Origin of the sequence: Bradyrhizobium sp. ma5 (assembly GCF_042258955.1) — a bacterium.
GTDB lineage: Bacteria > Pseudomonadota > Alphaproteobacteria > Rhizobiales > Xanthobacteraceae > Bradyrhizobium.
Genome location: NZ_CP170156.1, coordinates 3,594,010 through 3,619,737, shown reverse-complemented (window position 1 = coordinate 3,619,737; position 25,728 = coordinate 3,594,010). Strand labels below are relative to the sequence as shown.

At 58.7% G+C, this 25,728-nt stretch carries 19 protein-coding genes; 5 read left to right on the top strand and 14 right to left on the bottom strand.

The features are described from left to right. Nucleotides 1-62 precede the first annotated feature (62 nt). The 6 genes from ACE103_RS16465 to ACE103_RS16440 all read right to left on the bottom strand — a co-directional run bounded on the left by ACE103_RS16465 (nucleotide 63) and on the right by ACE103_RS16440 (nucleotide 5,925). A complete protein-coding gene (locus ACE103_RS16465) occupies nucleotides 63-1,079 on the bottom strand; it encodes a polysaccharide deacetylase family protein (protein ID WP_375780281.1) in 1,017 nt (338 codons plus the stop codon). A gap of 90 nt (nucleotides 1,080-1,169) precedes the next feature. After that, entirely contained in the window at nucleotides 1,170-2,123 is a 954-nt protein-coding gene (locus ACE103_RS16460; RefSeq protein WP_249788364.1) for a glycosyltransferase, read from the bottom strand. A gap of 26 nt (nucleotides 2,124-2,149) precedes the next feature. Beyond that, entirely contained in the window at nucleotides 2,150-2,857 is a 708-nt protein-coding gene (locus ACE103_RS16455; protein WP_375780280.1) for an acyltransferase, read from the bottom strand. Between the two features lie 56 nt (nucleotides 2,858-2,913). Next, nucleotides 2,914-4,077, bottom strand: a complete 1,164-nt coding sequence (locus ACE103_RS16450; protein WP_375780279.1) for a DegT/DnrJ/EryC1/StrS family aminotransferase — start codon at nucleotides 4,075-4,077, stop codon at nucleotides 2,914-2,916. Between the two features lie 41 nt (nucleotides 4,078-4,118). Beyond that, nucleotides 4,119-4,706: a sugar transferase gene (locus tag ACE103_RS16445; protein WP_375780278.1), complete on the bottom strand. Its 588-nt coding sequence runs from the start codon at nucleotides 4,704-4,706 to the stop codon at nucleotides 4,119-4,121. A gap of 58 nt (nucleotides 4,707-4,764) precedes the next feature. Beyond that, entirely contained in the window at nucleotides 4,765-5,925 is a 1,161-nt protein-coding gene (locus tag ACE103_RS16440; protein ID WP_223973891.1) for a Gfo/Idh/MocA family protein, read from the bottom strand. A 702-nt stretch (nucleotides 5,926-6,627) separates the two neighbouring features. Between ACE103_RS16440 and ACE103_RS16435 the strand changes: the two genes are divergently transcribed. The 3 genes from ACE103_RS16435 (at nucleotide 6,628) to ACE103_RS16425 (ending at nucleotide 11,310) form a co-directional block, all read left to right on the top strand. Beyond that, on the top strand, nucleotides 6,628-8,373 hold the full coding sequence (locus ACE103_RS16435) for a hypothetical protein (RefSeq protein WP_375780277.1): 1,746 nt from the start codon (nucleotides 6,628-6,630) through the stop codon (nucleotides 8,371-8,373). A 434-nt stretch (nucleotides 8,374-8,807) separates the two neighbouring features. After that, a complete protein-coding gene (locus tag ACE103_RS16430) occupies nucleotides 8,808-10,070 on the top strand; it encodes a nucleotide sugar dehydrogenase (protein ID WP_223973903.1) in 1,263 nt (420 codons plus the stop codon). After that, nucleotides 10,051-11,310: a glycosyltransferase family 4 protein gene (locus tag ACE103_RS16425; protein WP_375780276.1), complete on the top strand. Its 1,260-nt coding sequence runs from the start codon at nucleotides 10,051-10,053 to the stop codon at nucleotides 11,308-11,310. The genes ACE103_RS16430 and ACE103_RS16425 overlap by 20 nt, the downstream gene beginning before the upstream one ends. An 80-nt stretch (nucleotides 11,311-11,390) precedes the next feature. On the opposite strand, the gene ACE103_RS16420 is transcribed toward ACE103_RS16425, so the two are convergent. The 3 genes from ACE103_RS16420 to ACE103_RS16410 all read right to left on the bottom strand — a co-directional run bounded on the left by ACE103_RS16420 (nucleotide 11,391) and on the right by ACE103_RS16410 (nucleotide 14,872). Beyond that, complete coding sequence (locus tag ACE103_RS16420) at nucleotides 11,391-12,257, bottom strand: heparin lyase I family protein (protein WP_375780275.1); 867 nt, start codon at nucleotides 12,255-12,257, stop codon at nucleotides 11,391-11,393. A gap of 251 nt (nucleotides 12,258-12,508) precedes the next feature. Then, a complete protein-coding gene (locus ACE103_RS16415; RefSeq protein WP_375780274.1) occupies nucleotides 12,509-13,696 on the bottom strand; it encodes a glycosyltransferase family 4 protein in 1,188 nt (395 codons plus the stop codon). A gap of 141 nt (nucleotides 13,697-13,837) precedes the next feature. Next, on the bottom strand, nucleotides 13,838-14,872 hold the full coding sequence (locus ACE103_RS16410; RefSeq protein ID WP_375780273.1) for a hypothetical protein: 1,035 nt from the start codon (nucleotides 14,870-14,872) through the stop codon (nucleotides 13,838-13,840). 231 nt (nucleotides 14,873-15,103) lie between these two features. On the opposite strand from ACE103_RS16410, the gene ACE103_RS16405 reads away from it, so the two are divergent. Further along, the gene (locus tag ACE103_RS16405; protein ID WP_375780272.1) at nucleotides 15,104-16,363 is read left to right on the top strand and encodes a serine hydrolase domain-containing protein; all 1,260 of its coding nucleotides are present in this window, start codon (nucleotides 15,104-15,106) and stop codon (nucleotides 16,361-16,363) included. 99 nt (nucleotides 16,364-16,462) lie between these two features. Here ACE103_RS16405 and ACE103_RS16400 read toward each other — a convergent pair whose 3' ends face one another. The 5 genes from ACE103_RS16400 to ACE103_RS16380 form a co-directional block, all read right to left on the bottom strand. Beyond that, on the bottom strand, nucleotides 16,463-17,917 hold the full coding sequence (locus ACE103_RS16400) for a lipopolysaccharide biosynthesis protein (protein ID WP_375780271.1): 1,455 nt from the start codon (nucleotides 17,915-17,917) through the stop codon (nucleotides 16,463-16,465). A gap of 272 nt (nucleotides 17,918-18,189) precedes the next feature. Beyond that, nucleotides 18,190-19,413, bottom strand: coding sequence for a glycosyltransferase family 4 protein (locus ACE103_RS16395; RefSeq protein ID WP_375780270.1), 1,224 nt, complete (start codon nucleotides 19,411-19,413; stop codon nucleotides 18,190-18,192). Nucleotides 19,414-19,708: 295 nt separating this feature from the next. Beyond that, a complete protein-coding gene (locus ACE103_RS16390; RefSeq protein WP_223973922.1) occupies nucleotides 19,709-20,473 on the bottom strand; it encodes an FkbM family methyltransferase in 765 nt (254 codons plus the stop codon). 497 nt (nucleotides 20,474-20,970) lie between these two features. Beyond that, nucleotides 20,971-22,311 carry an O-antigen ligase family protein gene (locus ACE103_RS16385; RefSeq protein ID WP_375780269.1) on the bottom strand — a complete coding sequence of 447 codons (1,341 nt, stop codon included), beginning with the start codon at nucleotides 22,309-22,311 and terminating at the stop codon, nucleotides 20,971-20,973. Between the two features lie 261 nt (nucleotides 22,312-22,572). Beyond that, entirely contained in the window at nucleotides 22,573-23,646 is a 1,074-nt protein-coding gene (locus tag ACE103_RS16380; RefSeq protein ID WP_375780268.1) for a GumC family protein, read from the bottom strand. A gap of 608 nt (nucleotides 23,647-24,254) precedes the next feature. Here ACE103_RS16380 and ACE103_RS16375 point away from each other — a divergent pair. Continuing rightward, complete coding sequence (locus ACE103_RS16375) at nucleotides 24,255-25,664, top strand: polysaccharide biosynthesis/export family protein (RefSeq protein WP_375780267.1); 1,410 nt, start codon at nucleotides 24,255-24,257, stop codon at nucleotides 25,662-25,664. The last annotated feature ends 64 nt before the right edge of the window (nucleotides 25,665-25,728 follow it).

The window sequence follows — 25,728 nt, the reverse complement described above, 5'->3', positions numbered from 1 at the left end:
TCAACGGCCTTCCCGAGTGAACTGATGCGGTCCACCTCGCAGTGAGTGGTTCAGCGCTACATTCACCGTTGGGACCCCAGTAGCATGTGGGCCGCCGACTGAATGCCACTGATGCGCGCCTCGAATCTGGCTGTCGTATCGAATGGCCCCCCAACGCCGAGGCGAGGAAGCGCAAAATGATCTGATTTGAGATCAGACAGGTGCCCATGCCGCGTTGTCACTGCGGTTGAAAAGCCGATCTCCTTCGCAAGGCCCGCTTCTCTCGGGCCGCATGCTTTGGAGTCACCGTAAGGATAAGCAAAGTGCTGAACCGGAACCTGTAGCAATTGCTCCAGATAGCGGCGGTTATCTGCCATTTCGGCCCGTGCAGACTCAGTATCAAGGCACGATAAGGCGGCATGGGACTCGGTGTGACCGCCGATTGACGCCAGAGGATGCCGCGCCAGGGCTTGAAGCTCGCGCTCATCCAGAAAGTAAGCGTCATTCAAGGCCGATACCGACAGATCTGCCTTTCTGAACGTTGGATCAAGCATTGCGATCCGGTGATAATCTTGGTGAATCCACTCAGTTACTTCGTTCAAACCCGCCATCTTGTCGCGCAGTCGGGGGCAATGGAATCGCCTGTCCATCGCATCGATCGTTACCGTGTCTTCTGACCGAAACATTTCGCGCAACCCCAGCCACCACGCCTGCAACGTCCGTTTTGGCGCGCCAGTGGGAACGTAGATCGTGAACGGAGCATTGTATCGCTCGAGGATCGGAAGCGCGGTCGCGACATTGTCCCGGTAGCCATCGTCAAAGGTAAGCGCCGCATAGCGGCCACCCTCCCTGGACTCCGACGCCAATCGCTCGACAGATGTCGCCAGGCTCACAATCTCCCAGCCTTCTTGCCGCAGCCAATTGAGCGAATATTCAAAAAGGCCGACTGAAGTCCCGGTCATCAATTCCGAACGGCTATCCTGCTGGACCTCATGGAACATCAAGATAGCCGCACGACCGGCAAAGATCTTGCTGAGGGCTGGCATCAGGCCAGACCAACGGGCAATTTCGATTACGCTGTTCGTGAGAAGCTGCTTCACTCTAGCTCACCGTAAGAACACAAACCGCACGCCTCCGCCGGCCGACGCGACGATCCCGGCGACGACGTTTCTCAGAGAACCGCATTGCTATCATCCACTCCGTAGCAAGCGCCTGCCTACCGTTCTTGCCCTGAAGTTCGACAGGACATCGGCATATACACCGACGATTCGCTCCACGGTGAGCGCCTGGTCATATCTCGCCACGGCCGCCCGCCCCTGAAACTCGCCGTTCAGCGACCAATCAAAGGCCTCGCGAAGGCTGCGCGCAATCGCGCCGGCGTCCGGCGGACATATCCACGTCCCCGCGATGCCATTTAACTGTTCACGGACGTCGCCGACGTCGGTCGAGACCACTGGGAGATTGCACGCGAGAGCTTCCTTGATTGAGGTCGGCGACCCCTCATAATCCGAGCTGAGAAGCAGGGCGTTTGCCGCGCTGTAATACCAGGGCATTTCCTCGTTCGGCACGTTGATGACCGTCATCAACTGCGCGTCGACGCCCTCCTGCACCAGCCGATCGACTGACGCTCTTGCCAGATCATATCGCTTCTCAGGGCGTGTCGGATCGAACGGAAACAGGACGACGAATTTGTCGTTGGGCCATTGCAGCCGCGCTCGCGCTTCGTTGCGGTCGTACGGCTTGAACACGTCGAGGTTGACCCCGCAGGGAATCACGGTCGCGGGAATCCGCTTCCGCATCTCCTCTGACACGACGATGATGGCATCGGCGAAGTGCGACACAAGTCGCGTGGACAGCCGTTCAAGGACATTCCCAAGCACGTCGGTCCCGTGCAGTGTGATGACGAGTGGCGCCCGCAACCGAAACATTGCGGGATAGGCCGAATATCCGTAGTGCGCATGGACGACGTCGTATTTCGTCACGCCAGTCATTCGCATGACATCAAAAGTGCCCTTCAGATAGTTCAGCTTCGATTGGGACCCGACAATATTGATGACGTCGACCGTGTGGCCGAACCGGCGCAGCTGCTCTACCTGCTGGTACACGAAGGCTCCGGACCCTGGTCGCTCCGGGCTCGGATACATATTGGTGACACAGAGGATCCTCACGACTACTCCCCTGAGGTTTTGGCAGTGCCGCCAGCCCCGTTGAGCTTTCGTCGGACTTCAGCAGGGACGCCCGTCACGAGCGTGTTGTCAGGCACGTCTTTCGTCACCACCGCGCCGGCGCCGACGATTGCGCCAACACCGATTCTGACGCCCGGCAGCAGATTGGCTCCCACGCCGATCGCCGCCCCGCGCGCGATAGTGGGCCCGAGCATCGGCGAGCCATCGTAGCCGTTCCGGCCGATCGCGTTGTCGTTCGAGGTGCCGACGCCGCCCGATATGAACACATCGTCTTCGATCGTCATGTTGCCGGCCAGCCAGGTGTGATCCTGTACCCGGACGCGATCGCCAACGCGCGTGTTGTAGTTGACCGTAACGTAACGTCCGACAACCGTCTTTGAGCCGATCCGCGATTGTTCACGGATCGAGGCGCCATCACCGATCAAGGTCCCCGCGCCGAGCGAGACGTCGTAGAAAATGACCGCATGCGGTCCGATCGAACAATCGGCGCCGATATCGATCCACGCCTCAAAATGTGGCGCCCGCGACAACGCGCCGGCACCCTTGGGCACCTTCCCGATATAGGCTCCCGGGAAGATCTCGACGTTGTCCCCTATTCTCACGCCACTCTCGATCACGACATGCGGGTGGATGACCACCCTGTTGCCGATCGTGACACCCGACCGCACCACGGCGAACTCGGCGATCGTCACGTCCGCACCGATCGCCTCGGTCTCGACCACCGCCTGTGCACTAATTCGGCTCATCGTCACACCTTCCCGCCGCCGGCGTGCATCGCGACGGGCTCCCGCTGCCGTTCCTGGTGCGTTTCGCGCTCCGCAACCGCAAGCACAGTCGCAGCCACCCGGCGCACCTGGTCATGCGTGAGCTCCGGGAACATCGGTAGCGACAGTGAGCGAGCCGCCATCGCTTCGCAACACGGCAAATCACCCTGCTTGTAGCCGAGATAGGCGAACGCCGGCTGCAGATGCAGCGGCACCGGATAGTGGATTCCGCTCGCCACGCCGACCTCGTCGAGCCGCTTGCGCATTGCGTCCCGCTCGTTCGTGATGATCACGTACAAATGGTAGACGTGCGTGGATCCCGTTCGGACGAAAGGTGTCTTGATGCCCGAATGTCTCAGCTCCGCAGTGTACCACTCCGCAGCACGCCGCCGATGTTCGTTCCACTCGTCCAGGCGTCGGAGTTTGACCTGCAGAACTGCGGCCTGGAGAGCATCGAGCCGGCTGTTGAACCCGACCTCGGCGTGATGGTAGTGGTTCGTTCGACCGTGGTCGCGCAACCGTTCGATCCGCTCGGCGATCGCCGCATTGTTGGTGGTGACGGCTCCCCCATCACCGTATGCTCCGAGGTTCTTCCCCGGGTAAAACGAAAAACAGGCTATGTCGCCGAGCGCCCCGGTTCGGATCCCCTGATACTCCGCTCCATGCGCTTGGGCTGCGTCCTCAATCACAAAGAGGCCGCGCCGCCGTGCGATGTCCTTGATTGGGCCCATGTCAGCCGGCTGGCCAAAGAGGTGAACTGGAACGATCGCCTTGGTACGGCTGGTCAGGGCGCGCTCGATCATCCTCGGATCGATCGTGTGGGTCTCGGGATCGATATCGACGAATACCGGCTGCGCTCCTGTCGCTACGATCGCCGCAGCGGTGGCGATGAAGGTATGGGCGGTCGTGATCACCTCGTCACCATGACCAACACCCAACGCCCGCAGCGCCAGATGAATCGCGTCCGTGCCGCTCGCCACACCGCGCGCATAGGGCACCTGGCAATAGGCTGCGAAGTCTCGTTCGAACGAAGCCAATGCTTCGCCCCCGATGAACTGCGTGGATTCGAGAACGCCTTGAATTGCCTCGGCTACCTCATCCTTTAGCGTCGCATATTGTGCCTTGAGATCTACGAACGGAATTTTCATTTTTCAGCCTCACCAGGATTCATTTCAATCGCTCGAGAACCTCATCGAGCACCGTGACCCCGCAGCACCGCGGGAACCGTTAGGACAATCAGCTTCAGGTCGGTCCACAAGGTCCAGTTCATTGCGTATTCGACGTCCATCTCGAGCATCGCGTCGGGGCCCAGGCGACCACGGCCGCGAACCTGACAAAGTCCGGTGATGCCGGGCTTCACGATATGACGTCTATGATGCCAGTCGCGAAAGTACTCGAGTTCATAGGGAATCGCCGGCCGCGGACCGACGATGCTCATTTCGCCTCGCAATACGTTGAGGAGTTGCGGCAGCTCGTCGATACTGGTTCTGCGCAGCAACCGCCCCACGCGCGTCACGCGAGGATCATCTGTCAGCTTGTATGGGGCATCCGGGTCGTTCGAGAGAACCTCCTTCGCCCAAACCCGGCGAATAGCGTCGCGATGGACGTTTTCGTCGGCCTTGTGACGAAGCGTCCGGAACTTGAGACAGTTGAAGGGCTCCTCGTCTCGTCCGACCCGGCGCTGGCAAAAGATCGCCGGCCCAGGACTGTCGAGGCGGATCGCGATCCACACCGCCACAAGAAACGGGGCCAGTAAGAGGATCGCGGTGACGCTCAAAACGATGTCAAGCGCCCGCTTAACGAATTCCCGCGGGCTCGCCTTCCATCGCAAGGCTTCATCTAACGACAATTTCGGCAGCCCCCGCCGACGCGTTCCGCCGCAGAAACGCCGGTTGATGTGTTCCGTTGCCGCGGTGCTCCTGGTTGAGCCGTAGACACTCCGACGCAGCTTCGAGCGCTTCGACGACGCGCAAGCCATGCGCTCCGTTCGCAACGGGCTGCGTTCCGGTCTTGATTGCGTTGACGAAGTCGAGCAACTCGAGCTTCAACGGTTCGCTGCTGGATATCGCGGGGATATGAACATCGCCATGATGATAGGCTGACTGGAAGTCGGCGTAGGAGTCGCCGTTGATCCGCGGCCTGAAGCGCTTCTGGTAAACGCGAACTTTCTCGGACGGCTCCACGTCGTCGAACACCAGCATCGCATCGCTTCCGACGACCGTGATCTGGCGCACCTTGACGGGGTCCAACCACGAAACGTGCACATGGGCGGTCGGCCCGCTCTTGAAGCCCAACTTGGCGTAAACAACATCCTCGACGTCAGGCAGAACGTGCGCGCAACCCCAAGCGCCGATGTTGTGCGCGACCTCCTCGAGCAGGAAGAAGATGATCGAGAGGTCATGCGGTGCCAGGTCCCACAGGACGTTGGCGTCGGGCCGGTAGAGACCGAGGTTCAGGCGCCGCGAATCGATGTAGTAGAGTTCGCCGAGAGCGCCGCTCCGGATCATCTGGCGCATCACACCCACTGCCGGATGGTACTCGAACGTGTGCCCGACCATCAGCACGCGATTCCGTTCTTCGGCGATCGCGATCAGTTCGCGGCAATGCGCGCTCGTCATGGCCAACGGCTTCTCGACGAGTGCGTGCTTTCCGGCCTTGAGCGCCGCCCGCGCCAGCTCAAAGTGCGTCACGGCGGGGGTGGCGATAATCACCCCGTCGACCGACGAGTTATTCAGGACCGCATCGAAGTCACGCGAAACCGCGACAGAGGGATACTGTGATTTCACGTATTCCAGTCTGTCGGACCGCATGTCGGCGGCCATCGACACCGTTGCGCCGATATCGTGCCCAACACGGATGTGTTTGGCGCCCCAGTAGCCGCAACCGATGACGGCGAGCGATGGGCCGGCCTTTGCGGACTCAATTCCCGCGCTGCCGGTCTTGTTCTGGCTATCAATAATGCCAGGAGCGAGTTTGGAATAAAATTGTTTCGACATGTTTGCCACAATCACGCCAGAGGAAAGCAATGGTGAAAATCAGTATCCTCATGAGCACGGTTATCTCGCCATGTTGGCTCCCTAATTGAAGGCCTTAGCGTGCGTCCAATCAGGATAGCGGGTTGGGCGCGCGCCCCGCTGTAGAACACGGGTTATGCCTCACGCCCATCGGGGGTACCCCCGCCTTTGCGCGGGACACCTAGGCGCTCCACACGCAGTGCAATGGCCGGACCCGGCGCGTCAAAAATCCGGGCACCATATTGTAATCAATGACCTTTTTTGACTTGCCATACTGGCCTGCTCGGACAGGGATCAACATCACGCGGTCATCCTCCCGTCACACCTCCTCGCGTGCCTACCGTCGGCAATTCCTTTGCGGCAACCCGACGCATCGCATGGCGGCAAAGCAGCGCTCTCGCGGAATGTTAGTGCCGCCGATTGGGGATCACGCCGACCGCCGGATTTACAAATCGCCGACTGCGAGCGGCCTCGTCTGATGTCGATAAGCCCGCCACATCGCCTACCGCAGATTGGTTAGGCCGGGACTACCATTGCGCATCCGACCCATGGTGGAAACTCCGCCATTCATCGTATAGGCTTCCTCAAAAGAGGCGCACAGGCGCGAGGTCACGAACAATCTGCAGGAGGCCTGGCGGCCTTACCATCAGATGAGGCATAACCCACGGATGAAACGCCGACGCCATGGCCAAAGGCACTTCGATCGCACTTCTGCTTCGCGGCAACACTCCATCGACCAACGATCGCAACCTGACGGAAATTCTTGATCTCTTTGAAATTCCCTGGACGGCGCTGACAGCGGACGAAGCGCGCGGGGACAATGTGGCCGCGCTGACAGCAGGTCATCAGCAATTCTCCATCCTGACCTCCGCGCCCTGCCTCGCCGAAGTCCTGCAGCACTGCAAGACGGAGGCACTTCCGACCTGGATGGCGGCCGCCGCTTCGATCTTCGTCTATGGATTTGGGGCGACGGATCCTTGCCAGGCTCTCCTGCGCCAAATCACGGGAGACCCCGAGGCGGAAGTTCGCGGCTCCAATCCGCAGCCAATGACCGTATCGGTCACCGATGCTTTTCCGGAAATGTGCGGCCCAATGTCGGGGCTGCGGATCGAAGTGGAGCGCGGCGCCGCCGATGCCGCGCTCGTCATCCGCAACAGCCAGTTACAAAGCATCGTCGGAGCACCCGACGGACAATTGTTCGCCGGGTTCACCAATTCCGGCGTCCGCTTTTTTGCCGACTCTTCGCTGACGATGGTGGACATTCGCGAACGCACCGCAACCTACTTTGATGTGAAAAAGCGTTTCGCCGGCGCGGTGCCAATCGTGATGTATCTGAAGTGGGCGTTCCGCGACGTCTGCTTGACGGCCGCCGAAACAAGCGCTTGCCTGATCATTGACGATCCGCCTCTGTGGCCACGGTACGGTCTCCTCGATTTTGATGACCTGCTGCAGCTTGCGGACAAGTTGACATTCGCAACGACCATTGCCTTCATTCCATGGAATTGGAGACGAACAGACCGCGACACCGTTGCCGCCTTTCGGGAAAGCAGCGGCAAATTGTCTGTCTGCGTGCACGGCTGCGATCACACTGGAGGTGAGTTCGCAGCCCGCTCGCCTGAGCTGCTCGACAGAAAGCTGAAAACCGCCAGAACGCGGATGCAGGCCCTTCGCCGGAACACCGCGCTTGACTACGAGAACGTGATGGTTTTCCCGCAAGGGGCATTCTCGCCCGAGGCCGCCTCGGCGCTCAAGCGGAACGGCTTCACCGCGGCCGTGAACACCGAGGTCTCACCGGCCAATGATGCCTTGAACGAAACCACACTCGCCGATCTCTGGAGTGTCGCCATCGTCCGGTATGGGAGCTTCCCAATCTTTACCCGACGATACATTCATCACGGCATCGAAAACTTCGCGTTTGATGGCCTCCTGGGCAAGCCGTGCTTCATTGCCGGTCATCACGACCTTCTCCGCGGCCGGGGTAGCGAACTGGCGGCATTCCTCCGGCTTCTCGCATCCTTGCAGTGGAAACTCTGCTGGCGACCTCTCGAGGACGCCGTTCGCCGCAGCTACGGCCTTCGACCCGACGGCGATACAATCCTGGTAAAGATGCTTGCCGAGCGACTTGTCTTCGAGAACGACGGGGCCACGACGCGACGGATCTGCGTCATGAAGCGCGAACCACAGGTCGCTTCCCTAAGGGGTGTTGAAGTCAACCAAGGCCTCATCGCGTACGAGTACATCGACGGATATGTTCACGTAATGGTCGATGTCCCGTCCGGCGGCTCGGCGGATATTCGGTGCATCTATCGCGAACAGTTGCTTGGTTCGCCCGCCGCGGAATCGATCCGATACCGGTTCGGGGTGGCCATTCGGCGATATCTATCTGAACTTCGTGACAATTACGGTCACCTGCTTCGTTCTCGCGCGTAGCCGGAGACAAACCAAAGCGACGTGATCAAGCCGCTTCGGCCCAGACACATCGCCTCTGTCAAGAAGCTGCGAGCAAGGGCGGCCCCCGCCGCTCGCCCCTAACAACCCTGTCAGCGGTCTGCCTCGACCGGCCTGTCCGCCGCGGCGCGGACTGAACCACAGCGGCTCTCGCGTTCGATCATCAACGGATCGGATAGCGCCCCTTCGGTGCGCCTTCGCTTGCCGAAACCGGAATAGGTAGCCCGAAAAAGTCCAGGCTCCGCAAGCCTGAACGAATACAATCGGGCTGCACTTTGGCAGGCGTTGCGGACGCGTAACGCGCTCTCGGAGTGCCTGCCCGAAGACTATCTCTGAATGAAGCCGTCGACCTTGCAGACAACCCCTAAACAGCCGCCAGTGTTGCCGGTGCAACCTGATGCGCGTGATGGATCAAGATGAAAATAGCGGTGTTCGGACTCGGTTACGTAGGCATGACGGCGGCGGCTTGCCTCGCAAGGCAAGGACACGAAATCATCGGCGTCGACATCAGCGATGAAAAAGTCGCGATCGTCAACGCGGGCAAATCTCCAATTACGGAACCCGGCCTCGATCAACTCATAGAATCCGCCGTTCGAAAGCGCTTGCTGAGCGCGACAAAGGACGCGAGCGGGCATCTCGACGGCTGCACGTTGGCCATCGTGTGCGTGGGAACGCCCAGCGCGCCGGACGGATCTCACAACATGAGCTTCGTCGCTGAAGTGTCCCATCAGATCGCAGACCTGATCGGTCCCACTCGCACGACGGCGCTAACCGTCGTGTTTCGTTCCACGATGCGGCCCGGCACCATCGAGGATCTGGTTCTCCCGATTTTCGAAAGCGCATTGAACGGCAGGATGGAGCTCGTCGACGTCGTCTATAACCCCGAGTTCCTGCGCGAGTCGGTGGCGATCGAAGACTTCTTCAATCCGCCGAAGATCGTGGTCGGAACAAAGGATGGGGAACGGTGCCCGGTCCTTGACGAGTTGAACGCGGGCATCGCGGCGCCTGTCTTCTACACCACCTATCGTACGGCCGAGATGACGAAATTCGTCGACAACTCGTTCCACGCAGTCAAGATTGCCTTTGCCAACGAAGTGGGTCGCGTCTGCGACAAGCTCGGCATCAGCGCGGCCACCGTTCACAAGATTTTCGTGTCTGACACCAAACTCAACGTTTCACCGTACTATTTGCGGCCGGGCGGCGCATTCGGCGGCTCCTGCCTGCCCAAGGACGTTCGCGCGCTCCAATACATCGCAAGCGATGTCGGGGCGCATACCTGGCTCGTGGATTCGGTGCTCAGATCGAATGACGAGCACAAGAATTTCCTGTTTGAGAATTGCCTGAAAGCGGTCCCGCCCGGCGGACGCGTACTGATGCTGGGACTCGCCTTCAAGGAGAACAGCGACGATCTTCGCGAAAGTCCCAATATCGACCTGGCTCGCAAATTCCTTCGCTTGCACATCGGCCTGTCGATCTACGATCCGCACGTCGAGCCCTCGAAACTGCTGGGGCAGAACCTTGGCTATGCGTTCGCCAATTTGCCCGCCCTTCGCAAATTGCTGATCGCAAAGTCCGCCGCCGAATCGGAACTATTCGACCTCGTCATCGATACCCGAGGGTGGGCGAAGCAAATGGCGCTGAATGCAAAACGGGTCATTGATGTCAACACTCTCTCATGACGACATCGTTGTGCACGAATCCGAGCAAGCGGGCGTTGGCTCGGTTCGCGGCCGGGTCCTGATCATCGTCGAAAATCTTCCAGTCCCGTTCGATGTCCGAGTGTGGGCGGAAGCGACCACGTTAGCGCGGCATGGCTACGAGGTGTCCGTGATTTGTCCCAAGGGACCGGGCGCGCCGGCCTCGTTTGAGATGCTCGAGGGAATCGCAGTCTATCGCCATTGGATGCCTGCGGAAGGTCGCGGGGTGCTGGGTTACGTCATAGAGTACAGCGTGGCGTTGTTCTGGGAATTCGTGCTGAGCCTGAAAGTTCTGGCAACGCGAGGATTTGACGTCATCCACGCGTGCAATCCCCCCGATCTCATCTTCATCGTCGGTGCATTTCATAAATTTCTGTTCGGGAAGTCGTTTGTTTTCGATCACCACGACGTTAATCCCGAACTCTACGAGGCGAAATTTGGACGCCGTGGCTTTCTTTGGCGCGTCATGGTTCTACTTGAACGCGTCACATTCGCGCTGTCGGACGTATCGATCGCGACCAACCAATCGTATCGCACCATTGCGATTGATCGGGGCCGAATGAGTCCGGATCGTGTGTTCGTCGTGCGCTCCGCTCCGAACGTCTCCCGCGTTCGCTCACTTCCACCGGACCCTGCCTGGAAGAAGGGACGAAAGTATCTTGTCGGATATGTCGGTGTTATCGCGCGACAGGAGGGACTCGACCTGTTGTTGGATTCAATCAAGCACATCCGCGCGACACGGAACCGCGATGACATCCAGTTCGTGATCGTCGGAGGCGGACGGGAACTGGAGGAGCTCAAGACGCTTGCGATGGCGCTCGGACTGGACGACGTGGTCACGTTCACCGGCCGTGTCGATGACGACACGCTATTCACCATCCTATCCACGGCCGACGTCTGTGTGAATCCGGACCGCCCCAGCTCCATGAACGACATATCGACGATGCACAAGATCATGGAGTACATGACGTTGGGCAAGCCGATCGTCCAATTCGACCTCACAGAAGGCCGCTTTTCGGCGGGAGACGCATCGCTGTACGTGCCGAATGCGGACACCGCCGAGTTCGGCGACAAGATACTGGAGCTTTTGGAAGATCCGGCGCGGCGCGAAGCCATGGGCGCATTCGGTCGCGAACGAATTGGTGGCGAACTCGCCTGGCATCATGCATCGACGAAGCTTTTGACGGCTTATGAAAGAGTATTCAAACTGAGAGACAAATGAGGATAGCAACCTATCCCTTCGTATTTCAGCAGACGCCGAATTCCCGTTATCAGGTGGCCGGTGACGTTGCGCACCGTGGGTCACGGTCGCTCCGACGATACAGGCGTTAACGACCCGGTCGTTATCATCACATTTCGGTAGTTGACGGCAACGGTCTCGGGCGCCGACGACCGATAGATTCCGAACTCCCAATTGGTGCCGACCCCAAAACCCAGGGGCCCGCTGTAATTCACGACCGGTGCCCCATCGATCCAGACCTTCAGGTAGCCGGTCGTGTCGTTCGAGAATTGGGCCTGCACTTTCACGTCGTGATACTTGCCGGTCACGATCGGGTTGGGGTCGGTCCAGAGTGTCTTGGTGACGACGAAGCCTGCGCCGTTGCTCGGGTTCTTGCCCGGTGGACAGTAGCGTACGAGCACCTGCAGGCGATCGCCCTGCAGGTTCAGCGCGACCGGAGGAGAGGTTCCGACGCCCGAGGCGTCATCGTCGTTGTGCCACTGTCCGACGATGAACCAACCGGTCGCGCTGTTGACGAGCGCCCCGTTGCTGCCGTTCGGCTCCACCATGAGCTGGTAGCTGAGCGTGATGGGCGTGGCGGCAGGATAGGTCACCGTGGAATTGATCTCGGAACGATCCACGGACGCGCTGTCGTACCAAGCATGGTCGCCCTTGCGGACCTCGAAGCGCAGGGTTTGGGGGTCGGGATTGGTCAGACTATAGTTCTGGTCTGCAACGTGAACGCCGTAGCTCACGTCGCCGATCCGAAAGCGGGTTCGCGGCTTACCGGAGAATGAGTTGATCGACGAAGCAGCCGCTCTGCTGGTTGCTGTATTCCCATCGGTGCCGGCAGCACTGTAGGCCTCGGCGGACGGGCCCTCAGCCAACAGCGTTCTCTGACCACCTGCATTGGCGATGCTCGATGTCGATCCATTGGAGGTTTCCGCCACACTTCCAGTCAACGCAAAGATGAGGGGTAAAACTATTCTCATTGCCCATCCCTATTCGGTCCCGCGACCGCCGCAAAATGGCAGTCATACGCCAGCGTAACCCATTCAAATCTCGATGCAATTTATCGAGGGGCTTGATCGAAGGAAAATAAGGACTACCGCTAGGCGTCGGCTCGGGAAGAATGCATGATCAGCTAGCATCGCGGCGCGAAGCCCAGCGGCCAGCGAGTCTGCCTCGCCGGCGGTTCACGCTACATGGCAGTGGTGCCGATGGGACCCTTGTCTCGCTTGTTGACGCCGCCCAAGTGCCTCGACTTGGCGACAAGAGGTGTCAAAGCCGACATCAGCTCGTGAGTCTTCACCATCGGGGAATGATTTGCCTTCACATAGATCTGGCATCGCCGACTGAGCGTGTCGTATTCACCCGCGGCCATGTTCCAAATCTCACTCACAGATCTTGAAAGCATCAACTCGTCTTCAACCGAGGCGCCGAGAGCATGACGCTCGACAATCGCGTCCGGATCAACATGCCGGCGCGTCACGATGGGTGCGCCGACAGCGAGCGCCTCCAGAAATGCGTTTGAGAAGCCCTCGAAATCCGATGTACACAGAAGCATTGTCGCTTCTGATAAAAACTGTTGAACGTCGGCCCGCCGCACGTAACCGACCAATTCCACGTTCGGCAGCTGACGCAAGCCATCCAAGGCATCCCGCGTCGATTGATCGGTATTGGGCGACGTCATCCCCGCCACGCGAAAGTTGACGGCCGGCAACGCCTTGGCGATCCGAAAAAGTAACGGCAGATTCTTCGGATAGCGGAAGACACCGAGCCAGGCGACGTATCCGCGTTTGGCGCGCGGCAAAGGAGCGGCCGCGTCCTCCGCTATCGCAAACGGATTATGAAGGACATGGATTGGCTTGTCCGGAAAAAGCGCGGCCAACTTTCCGCGCTGATACTCATTCTGACAGAGAAATCCGGCAGTGCGATGCCGGGCCCACGAGTACGATATCCATTCATGAGCCGGAAGGAGCGCCTTGCAACGCTCATCGACATCAATGTCGCTTACGACGCGATAAACGAACGGAACCTTCAGTTGGTCGGCGACGAACGCCATGATGGCGGTATGTATCCCGCATACTCCCTGGACCAGGATGTCCGGCTGGTAGCTGCGGGCGGCTGCCAATACTTTCGGGATATACGAATAGAAATACTTCGCGACCCGAATCCCACGAGCAGGATCATAAGTTTCGATGAGCTTGATCTGCTGTCCGGAACCTACATGCTCCAGCGCCCCCTTCCAGGTGAGGACGGCGGTCTCATGACCGGCGTTCTGGAGCGCACGAAGCCACACTGCGAGCTCGATCGCCCAACCACCAATCGGGTAGTTCTCATCTTTCATCAGATAGGGGATGGAAAAATCCATCGAGAGAATACGCACCCGACACCTCGTGCTTAATGGGACCGCGCCATGAAGAGAAGCTCCGCGACGCCTAACCCGCGAACTCGGGACGTAGAGCTTCTCGGTTCGTGTAGCGAAGGGGCGAGCGTTGCCTTCACCGGGGGGCTCGATCGTCCCGTATCAAACCGACAATACGATACGCTCAATCTCACTTCCCTCCCGAAGCTTGGCTACCGTCTCAAATCTGTTTGCGCCGCTAAGCTGGAAGAGCGTGCCGTGATTGGTGCCGTTCAAAAGCGTTCGATTCACAATGAGGAACGAACCGGCACCGACCAGGCGGTCCCTCAGGTTGCCGACCGCGCCGCGCAACTGCGCTTCGTTGAAATAGCCATGATTGAGCAGATTTGACACGCGGATCGCGTTGAACCGGCCGCGTAGATGAGCAGGGTTAGGCGCCAGAATGTCATCCTCGGCAAAGCTCAACCGCGCGTCGTCGCGGGCATGCGGGTTCACCAGAAGGACATCTTTCACCCCTTCCCGCGTGTTCGTCAGGGGCAGCAGCACACCCGCAAGTGTGTTCAGCGCGGCGACCACGAATCCGGTGCCCTTGAGAAAATCTCGGGGACCATTCAGGTACCAGCGCACCGGACGATCGGCAACGATATGCTGAAGCACTTTGCCATCGCGATCGAGAAGGACCTCATATCCTGGCAACAGGCGCACGAGGCTCCCGCGCATGCACAGATCTGTCGCCAGGATATTCGCCTCGATGCCGGCGCGCGTCAGGGCATCCGCCCATTCGACGGAGGAGATTCCTGATGATACGCCGACGTCCATGATCTGGCTCGGCTTGCTACCAAGTTTCTTCCACTCATCGATAACGAGCTTATTGAGATCATCAAGGCGATGATGATCGGTGGTCTTATAGGTGCCGTTCCGCAGCCGGATCGAGGCAAAGAACGCCGCCTCCTGTGTTTGCGTAAACGCATCACCTTCCGTCAGAAAATTCCTTGCATTCAAAACCACGCCGCCCCCAAAACCTTCGGAGAAGCGCATCAGGACCGTCATATACTGCACCCTCTGCTCGGCTCGTCTCTCGGGATCGCTCGAACTCAATCGATTGAAGGCACACTGCTCCTGGTGCGCCCCGTTTCTCGCGATCACAAGCATAATCTTTTGGGTCGATACGCGGCTCGACCCTTTCGGATTACCCATTCTCGATCGCCGCAAAAGCCGGGCCAGCCGGCTCCGAATGCGCCGACCAAAGAGAGTTCTGCAGCCGTCAGGAAAGGGCTTGTCGAGCTGCACAAGCAGCGTGCGGCGGCGGATTGCACCGGCAGAGTCGGCGGCTTCAGCCGTTGACAACGTCCCTACCGGAAGGGCCGCCGTCTTGCTAGAAATCCTCGCATGGTCCAATCCACCGGCCGCCCGCGGAGCTCCCCGTCGATGATTCTCAACGTCGGCCGTATTACGTTGCTCGTCGTCATAGGAAGCATTGCAACCCTCCCGGCTTCGCGTGCACAGAACGGCGCGACCCCGGGCAGCAGCGGCGACTTTGAACAGCGCATGCAGCGTATCGTGAATGGACTGCGGGCTGACACCGCAGCCGCACCTCCGATGAACCTGGCTGATCGGATGAACGACCTGCACGTTCCGGGCGTCAGCATCGCGGTGGTTCACGGCGGCGTAGTCGAAGCTCGGGGGTTCGGGGTTGCCACCATCGGTGGTCCGCCTGTAACGCCTGACACTTTGTTCCAGGCAGCGTCGATCAGCAAACCGGTTACTGCCGTAGCGGCGCTCGCATTGGTTCAAGCCGCCAAGCTCGATCTCGATGGCGACGTGAATCTATCCCTTAAGACCTGGAAGCTCCCTGTCAACTCGTTCACCGATCAATCGAAGGTTACACTTCGACGACTGCTGAATCATTCGGCTGGTATAACCGTTCCATATTTTCCGGGATATCCTGCAGGCGCACCGATTCCGTCACTCAGCGACGTTCTCAATGGCGCCTCACTGTTGTGTCGCGACCTAAACCGGTTCCAGCCGTCAGCGCACGATTGGTTTGCACGATGCGGCTCTGCCAATACCGCGCCTGTCGTTGTCGATCACGAGCCCGGCACACGGTTCGAGTACTCCAGCGGCGCCTATACCATCGTTCAACAGCTGCTCATTGACGTGACCGGCACACCGTTTCCAAAGCTGCTTGAAGACCTCGTCCTCAAGCCGTTCGAGATGACCCACAGCAGTTTCCTGCAGCCGCTGCCCAAAAATGACACTCCAATGGCCGCGACACCCTACCGAGCGACCGGGGAGCCGGTGCCCGGCGGCCCGCATGTCTATCCCGAGCTGGCTGCCGCAGGATTGTGGACGACACCGAGTGACGTTGCACATTTTGCGCTCGGTGTGGTCCGCGCCTGGACCGGTCGAGATGCTCCCGTGCTGTCCCGGGCTACAGCTCTCCAAATGCTCACACCCGGCCTTGGCAACTACGGCCTTGGTCCGATTGTACTGGGAGTTGCCCCGCATCGACGAATTTTACATGCCGGCGTCAACGATGGCTTCGTCAGCTTGATGACGATGTTTGAAAATGGAGATGGCGCTGTCATCATGACGAACGGAGATCAAGGCGGAGAACTGGCCAACGAAATCATGCGCGGTATCGCGACCGAATACGATTGGCCGGATGGCCAGCCGAAGGCCCACTGACGAGTGGAGCTCCTGCCGTGGCTCGTCACTGAACTTCGTTGGCCGTCGCGTCCTCGCGCTGATATTCAGGCAATCCCACGCAATGCGGATCACCTTCCGTTACGCCCCGAGAACTCCCCATTCCCTCCGGACCTCAGCCAGCGTTCGATAGTATCCGGTCACAAACAACATCGCCGCATAACACACCAGAACCGCAGCCGGACCAACCACTGCAGCGACTGGAACCGGCGCTTGCAGCAGATCAAACGAAAACCGCACCAGCATTGCCGCCAACACCGAAGCGACCAGAATTAGTCCAAGGTTCTTCCAATCCTGCAACTTCGCGATCGGAGTGTTCATGACCTTTGAAAGTCTTCTCAGAAACAGAACATACACAACGAAGGTTGTGAGTACCGACCCGATCGCCGCCCCTGGCAAACCGTAGTACCAGACGCCGGCGAGGCTCGTTAACACGGCAAACGGAAGGATCGCAGCTTCATAGCGCATGTTGGCCGAACCCTGTCCAAATACATTGAGCAGGGTGGTAATCTCGGTCGAGATCAATGTCTGAATCAGATAGATGCGCAGCACTGGCGCGCCAGTCACGTACTCCTTCGTAAACAGAAACTGAATGACTTCTTCCGCAAAGACGAACAATGCCGCAATAGCGGGGAACATGACCGCACTAATGATCACGTTGCCCTGATTGTTCAGCCGTAACAGGTCTTCGTGGCGACCCAATGAATGGAAATGACTCATCTTCGGCAAGAGCAAATTCCCCAGCCCGCCCCTCAAGACTTCGAACGGCATAAGGAGCATGGTTGCGATTGAAAAAATGCCGAACATGCCCGACGAAAACATCGTCGCGACAATCCAGAGCTCCGCCTGTTTCCGCACACTCCACAGCAGGCCGGCCACACCAAACGGAAGGGCGTAGCGGAGCTGCGCGCGGAACCGCTCCTTCTCAATTGGAAACAGTCGAATGCCGCAGTAGCGCGCAATGAAGACGGCAAGAAGTACTACGCGCACGCTGGCAGCAATCAGAGCCGCGATTAACACTTCTTCAAATCGATGGAAAACGACGGCTGCGGAAATTATCAGCGCAGCTCTCAGCACGGATGAAGCCAGGATTGCTTGCGCTTGCCAGCGGATTCGCCCCACGGCGTTGGGCAGCACGTCCAGCAACAGGCCCAGATTCCAGACGAACAGGAACAGCACCAGCAACAACCCGTGGTCGTGCAGCAGATCCTTCATGCCCGATGGAAGAACGTGACGAAAGGAAAAAATCAGAAGCACCGCAACCATCGTTGCGGCGAGCAGGAACAGGACCGTCTGACCGACGTAAACCCGCCGTCCCTCTGCATCCAGCCGGACAAAGAAGAAGAGCAAGCTCCGGGGCATGTTGAAGGAGAACAACAGGGCCACCGTCGTTACGAGCAGCCAGAACAGCCGATATTCACCAAACGCGGTGGGACCAATCGTTCGCACCAGGACGATCGGCGTCAACAGCATGATGACTTGCTCGGTGTACTGTGCAGCCGAGAGCGCAATTCCTTGACGCAATATGGATGCCATGGGTCAGCGACCTCGCGACGGCGTGAGCAACCAAACGCCCAAATTGAGGTTTGCGTACGTTCCGAGAACACGATCAGAAATCACCGATGGACTCCAGAAACACAGGACAGGACGACAATCCCACAAAGCGAACAAGGGCCCGATGCCAATTGGCTTGCGCACGCCTCACCTCTCTTGAGCCACTTCCGGTCAATCTCGTATGACCAATCAATGCATCATATTGTCGAACCGTGGGCGGTTGAACCGACAATAAACTATCAATGCCCCCTCAGTCACACGGAGCTCAAGAGCGCATCCATGTCACAAGCGACCTTTTTCCAGGTGTAATGCTCCAGCATGACTTTTCGCGCGCTCAGGATCATGGAATAGCGAAGGCCTTCGTCCTCAATGAGCAACTTGATCGCAGCCGCGACATTCTCGGGCTCGTCGGCTCGCATGTAATCGACGCCTTCTCGCGCCATACCAAGCGCTTCGATACCCACTCCCGTAGAAACAACGGCCAGCCCCATGGCAAACGCCTCAAGTACCTTGTTCTTCAATCCGCTGCCAATTCGCATCGGGTTCACCATGATGGGGTACTCGGCGAGCACTGAGCAGATATCATCGACGAATCCAGTGAGACGAATGCCGTCGTCTCGCCGTGCCTCCTCGAGAAGCCACCCCTCCGCATCTTTGCCCACCACGCACCACTCAATTCCTGCGGGAGCCAGGTACGGTCGATAGACGTCCTGATAGAAGAAGCGAACCGCGTCGCTGTTTGGCTTGAAGGCGAGATTGCCCCAGAATGCCACTCCCCTCCGCTTGGCGACGCGCGCATTTGAGTCGAATGCGTCCATCAGGTCGGGCGAGACACCGTTCGGTACCGTGCTCACGTTCGCGGTTCTGCCGGACAGCCTGCAAACCGTATCGGAATCGGCATCATTGACTGTGGTGACGTGGTCGAACCAAACGGGCAGACACGCCTCCGCCCTTGCGCGACGCGCGAGCATCAGGCGCGCGTCGAGACGCGTTCTCAGCTGCGCGGGCCATGGCGGAAAGAACTGCATTTGTCTGGTCAACGTCAGCACTTCGCTGTCGATGAGATCGAACAGTATTTTCTTCTCGCTCGAAAACGGTCGGACGAATTCTGCAAGTACGAGGCAGAAAACAATCATGTGATCGATACTGTTCTCTTCGCAGAAGCCAGCTATCGCTTTGGTAACCGTTGAAAAGTGATCCGGATAAGAGAGCGAGAAGTAGTCTGAATCATTTCGACGGAAGTGCCTCTTCAGTGAGGGCCTGTGAGCCGGGAACTTCGGCGTTTCCGCAATCTTTTTGAAGACATCGGACAAGCCAACTAGGCTGCTGGTAGATTCGTCCGTCGAACTGAGGTTTACCGTCAAAAGATACAGTTCATGCCGCTTCGCCAATTCGCGGCACAAGTGCCACACGCGTAGATCATGCCCGTTGGTCAGGCTTGCGAGCGGTTTATGCGTTACAACCAGGATGCGCGTCACGGGAATTCATTGACCTTCGACTGAGATAGGCGGAGCCAGACACAGCATGATGCGACTAGACCCTTGACCCATCCAGTGGAGTCGAGCTTTCGGGGTCGGATTTGAGCCCATTTGGCTCTCCCGCGCAACGGGAGGTGGCGCGCCCAATGGAGCGATCGGTCTCGCTGCGTTGCTCTTTGTGAGTAGTACTTGGACGGCTCGTGTAAGCCAGGAGAGGCTGGATCGGTGACTGCCGCACCGTTCGCTCACAAACGCTATGCCGTGCGCGACGGGGATCGGGACACCGGCGCAAGCCCTACTGGGGCAGCGGACATTCATCGGGAATGATGAAGAAGTTTCCTGTGAAGTTCTTGAGGCCGGACCCGGCAGGCTTGAGCACGCCATGCTCATAGCCGTACATGCGATAGCGCTCGCCTTCGAACATCGCTCGAATCTCGTCGCGGTTCTCGGGCTTCCATATCTCGCAGAAGATGAGCGGCCGGCAGCGCCTTATCAGCTCCATGCCCCCTTTCAGCACCTCGGCCTCGAATTCCTCGACATCGATCTTGATCGCGTGCACATCCGTGCGCGTCTTGAGGTCCGGAACGTCGTCGAGCGGCTCTATCTTGATCTGGAAGCGGATGCCTTCCTTGTATTCGGAGTGCCCGTCGTCGACCTGGCACAGCGCGTGTCGCTTAATGCCGCCTATCACAGGCATGATCATCGGAAGTGCTGCAGCCTGGCGGCCCAGACCGCATTCGTGAACCGTCACGTTGGCGAGCGTATGCTGCGCGACTACGCGCGTCAGACTCCTGAAGTTCTCGGGCCCCGGCTCGAACGCATGGACCCGGGAGCCGGGCTTCGTTGCCGCCAGAAAGTAGGCCGTCACCCCGATATTGGCGCCGATGTCGAGGATTACGCCGTCGTTCGGCACCATGTTGAGAAAGTACAGGAAGTCGGCTTCGTAACGGAACGCCTTTATCGTAGCGATGCGCGCTTGAGCGACAAAGAAAAGGTAGTTGTCAAATCCGAGCGCGCCGATGAGCAGGCGCTGCGTGAGACGCTTGAGCGGTCCTATCACTGGAGCGCTCCCTGCCAGTTTGACCGTCGCTGCGCTCCACCGAAATTCTTCTGTCCCCGCGCGCACGAAGCTCCCCTCGGGTCGTAGAACACTTCGCCGTGCTTGATGAACGCGTGTGACAGTGCCGTGTTCATACGGCGCCCGCCGGCACGGTCACACGAGAACGGGATATTGATCATTTCGGTCGGGCTGTTGCCAACCGCCCTCTCCCGCTCGGACATAGTCACGCTGGAATCCATCACAATTAGGAACGATGCGAAGCTAAATATCATCATTAGGCGGGCTCGGTCGCTTCGTTGCAAGAAGATCACGGGCTCAGCGACGGAGAACAGGAGTTACCTCCACCGGCTTGTCGCCGCGGTTGCGGTGCCGGCGTGAGGCGGGGCCTCGAGGGGGCCCTGGAGCCCTCGGACCTGCCTCGTATTGCACCAGCGTCAGGTCGCCGAGGCTTACCTAAGCGACAATTCCATCAGCGATGACCGGTTGTAATCAGCAGCTCATGCCGAGTTTTGGCCCACGCGCGAAGACAGGCGCGCCAGGTTAACCATCATCGCAATGAGAGGGAACAGGTACATGTTCTCGAACGATGGAAATACCTCCCGCTCGGTAAACATGCTTATTCCATAGCCGACGATGCACGCAAACAGGGCCCAATACAGGTCGTTATGCAACCGTCGGCCGACACGCCAGGCGGTTGATATTCCGACGCACATAAAAACGAGAAGAATGCCGGTCGCGATCGCTCCACAGTCGAGAAAGAAATCGATAATTGCGTTGTGCGCATGAGTAGCCTGTATAAGCGTTCCCGTGTACCAGGCTTCGCTGGTTATGATTCCGGACCGACCCGCGCCGAACAGAAACAGGCCGAGATCACTCGTCCATTCGTTGAGCACCGGTATCCAAATGAAATCTACACGGCCAGTCAGCAATTCGTCAGCCGACACCTCCGAAGTCCCATCGAAACCAATGGAAAAGATGGCGTCCATGGTTGGCGCGATCCAGAGAACGGATGCGATGGCCACCATCGCGGCGCCGGCAGCCAGGACGGCAAACTTGCGCTTGTAAATCAGAATAAGAACGTAGGAGCCCACAACGGTCAGAAGCGCGCTGCGCGATGAGAGTAGAAGGAGCCCCAAAAGCGACAAGGCGACGGGCACCATCCAGAGTGGGCTACGCGTAAGTGCCTTGTATAGCAGCAAAGGCGCCGTGCAGATGTATATCGTGCCCATCGTGTTGTAGTGGATGCCGAAGTAGGCTTCACACAAATCGTTAACGGCAGCCCGCCCCGAAAGTGCGGCCGATGGATTCATGGCGGCGACGAATATGAAGCTCGCCGATAAGACGAGAATCGAAACGCAGATTGCGTTGACGACTGTCTCAATCTCCGAAAACGAACGACATCGCTTCAGAATGAACAGAAACGGCAGTATGTAGAACGCCGGAACCATGCCGTATGACATGATGTAATCCAGATAGGAATCTGGAAATACATCAGGGAGACGCTCATGAAGCAGAGGAGCATTCGAGACTGATCTAGCAAAGGCAATGATGAAGGTTACGAAATACAGCAAGAGAATGCGGATGGACGTCCGTTCGATTTTGTCGGTCGCTGATAAGAGTGAAACTCGGAATAACAAATAGACCAGCACTCCCGCTGACAACAGGTTGAAGGGTTTGCAGCCCTGTATGCCTAACAGGTTCGAATTGATGAACGGCACTCGTTGAAATGGCAGTATGAAAATGACCGCCAGAAAAAGCCATTTTACCCTTTGGTCGAGCGAGTACGCAGACGCGCGATGATAGGGAGTTCCGCCACCATATCTTACCGCAACGGTCATGACGAGCCCGCTCCCTGCGTTTCAACGCGATCGAGCGCGAGTGCACGGTTTCTCGGTGTGCAGCGGCTCCCAAGCCACTGAAAGTCACCTCGAGCGAGCTTGAGCGATTCTATCGACATGGCACAACGCGTCGAATCCGCGCCCAGTCTTCATTCCCGGCCGGCAGCGTGACGTCTTCCGAACTGATCATCCGATGGCGCCTGCCCGCCGGCTGTCCAACACAGTGCATCTCAAGCATTTCCGAGAATGGCAGTTCTGCCCTCACCCCGAACCCGTAAGGCGCACTGGCCTGGTCTTCGACGTTTCAGATTGATGATCCGGTCGAACTGCGTCCGAGACAGGCCACTCGGCTCTATCATCGTGTCCGAGCAAGTGGTCCAACGCAGCGAAGCGCATGTGACCATCCATCAGATCCTGCAGCACCGCGAAGGCGAGGCCGAGAAGCAGCCCGCCAAGGAGCGCTATTCCAAGTACATTCTTGGGCTTTGGCGAAGCGGCCCTCAGAGGAGGCAACGCTTGAGTAATCAGGCTCGCAGCAAACACCGGCGAGGACTGCTGTCGCGTCGCCTCAAGCCTGCGCAGCATGTGACGAAAATTGTCATAAGCGCTCTTGGCCGATTCAGCCGCTGCCGCCAACTTGTCCATATTGGCGGCGGAATCCGGCGCATCCTTCTTGCTTGTACTGAAGTCCTCGAGTGCCTTTTGCGCAGCTGCCGCTTGAGTGCTCAAGCCATTCAGTCGATCTCGGACCCACGTCTCATCTTGCAGCGAGCCCCCTTGGTCCATTTGATGCGTAATATACTTTTCTGCGACGGCGTTCAGAATCTGCGCTGCCCGATCAGGGTTCTTGGAACTGAAGGTGAGCTCGACGAGGTAAGTCGGGCCGATGCGCTTGGCGGTAAGCCTTTGTCCGAAGGATTCCACGGCGTAGCGCATGGCGCTACCTTCGCCTTCCGGTCTAGTCCAGCCGAGCAACCGGGATACGGAAAGCGCGCTGCTACCCTGCCCGCCCGCAAACTCCGGATCCTGCGCAAGGCCGAGCCTCTCGATCACGGCACTGGCGATGCTCTCGGACCTTATGATTCCGATCTGGCTCTCGACAATCGTTGCGACTGCTGCAACGTCGCCGGGGGTCGCTTTCGAATCTACGATAAGTTGCGCCTTGGCGGTAAACGTGGGCACCGCCATGATGAGGTAGAGCACGGCAACGCAAAGCGCTGCGCAACACACCAGGAACATGGTCAACAGGCGTCGCCGTACGAAGGCAAACACCGCTCGCACGGAAATGACCGACGTAGGACGAAATTCCGGCGGCGGCGGATCGTCCCGGTTCATCCAACTATCCGTTGTATTCTGTAGCATTTTCATACCAGCGCTGATGATTGCTGGCCGAAACCGCGCGAAGTCGCGGCCTCAACCTGTGATAGACGAGGACCGCGATATGAGCCGAAGTCATGCTGGCGACGGATTCGGCAGCGGTCATGGCCAGTGAGGCCATTAACCGGCCCGACGGCACCTGCTGAATTCACCCGGCTGCCATGGACCGGATGCGCCGGAAGGTTGGCGGAGGCCGGCAGCCCGGTGAAGAACGCATCGTTCATGGCACTCTACGGCCCAATCACGCATTTCCTGCTGAATCAGTACATTCCGGGTCACAGGTTGGGAAAGGCAATAAATGGGTAATTACGATGGTCCATTGAGCCGCGGCACTACCGGACTAAATTCGAGTGGCGATCCGCGCGTTCGCACATCCCAATGGATCTGATGCAACTTCGAATTGACGATCAACAGGGCCGATCAATCGAAAATGCGGGCGGGAAGCCCTGCCTCGCAGCAAATGAGGGAACCAACCCCGGTTTGCCGATCGTCCGCCTCGATGGCGACCCGAGCGTCAGCGATGTTGACGTGTTGGTACGCCGACAGATTCCGAGGGCTTTATCCTGGTGACCACGTCGCAGAAAGTTGCCGTCATGCCGAACTCCACACCGCGCAAGCGTTTCAGGCCCAGTATCCTGGACAACGGCCTCGGCGGTTACATCAAATGGGGCTTGGTCGCCCTCGGCGTGGCGATTTCAGTGACCCAAGCGAAAGCCGAGTATCTCGTCAATGTCGGAGATGTGCTGGAGGTCGCGGCCGCGGGCGTGCCGGAGCTGCGATCTCGTGCGGCCGTGCAGACGGACGGGAACATATCGTTGCCGCTCGTCGGAGTGCTTCAGGTAGCCGGACTGAGCTTGCCACAGATCCGAGCCAAGGTCGGCACCGCACTGGCGAACAAGGTGTTTCGACAGAGAAGTCCGGAAGGGCGCGAAAGCGTCATCGTGATCGATGCAGATGAAATCACTGCAACTGTGGCGGACTACAGGCCGATCTACATCAATGGCGATGTCTCGAAGCCGGGCCAGTATCCTTACCTTCCGTCGATCACCGCACGTCAACTCATAGCGGTAGCGAGCGGTTACGACATCATGCACGTGAGAATGAACAATCCTTATCTCGATCTGGCGGACATGAGAGCCGAGTACGGATCGCTCTGGACGGAATTCGCCAAAGAGCAGGCGCGCTTGTGGCGTATCAAGACGGAACTTGGAGAGGCGACCCAGATCGCTCCGAACGCTGCGAAGGAGGCACCGATCGCTCGATCGGCGATTTCGGAAATCTTCAATGCTGAAACGGAGTACCTGAAGGCGAAGCAGAGTGACTATCAGCAGGAGAAGGAGTTCATCCAGCGCGGCGTTCGGCAGGGAGACGAGGAAGTGCGCGTGCTGTCCGAGCAGCAAAAGCGGGAGGAAGAGGGATTTCAGTCGGACCAGGAAGAGCTGCAAAAGGCGCAAGATATGTTCGCCAGAGGCACCCTGACCAGCCCGCGCGTCACGGATGCGCGTCGGGCGGTTCTGCTGTCGTCAACCAGGAAGCTGCAGACCTCCGCGCAGCTGCTGCAGGTCAAGAAGCAACAGGATGATCTCGTCAGAAGGCTGACAAAGCTCGATGACCAGCGGCGACTTGACCTGCTGCGCGAGCTGCAGGACACGAGCTTGAGGCTCAACCAGGTTCGCGAGAGACTGCAGGCCGTGGGTGAGAAGATTCAGTACACCGCGATGGTTCGATCACAGCTCGTGCGAGGAAGCGGAAGCAAGCCCGACATTACCATTGTCAGGAAGGGCAAGAACGGGCCGGAACAGATTGCCGCGAACGAAGACACCGAGTTGCAACCAGGCGACACGGTCGAGGTCTCCTTGCGATACCAGGATCTTCCCGACGTGCCTTCCCGAAAGCTGAGCGGATTAGGCTCATCACCGGCGACGGGCCGAACTGCGGTGACGGAGGCTGATCCGCTTTCAGTCGGCGTCAGATGATGAGGTCGGTCCGCTCGGTCACGGTTGCGAGCTGATCGGCCAGGCGCGGCGCGTGTCCGCAAAT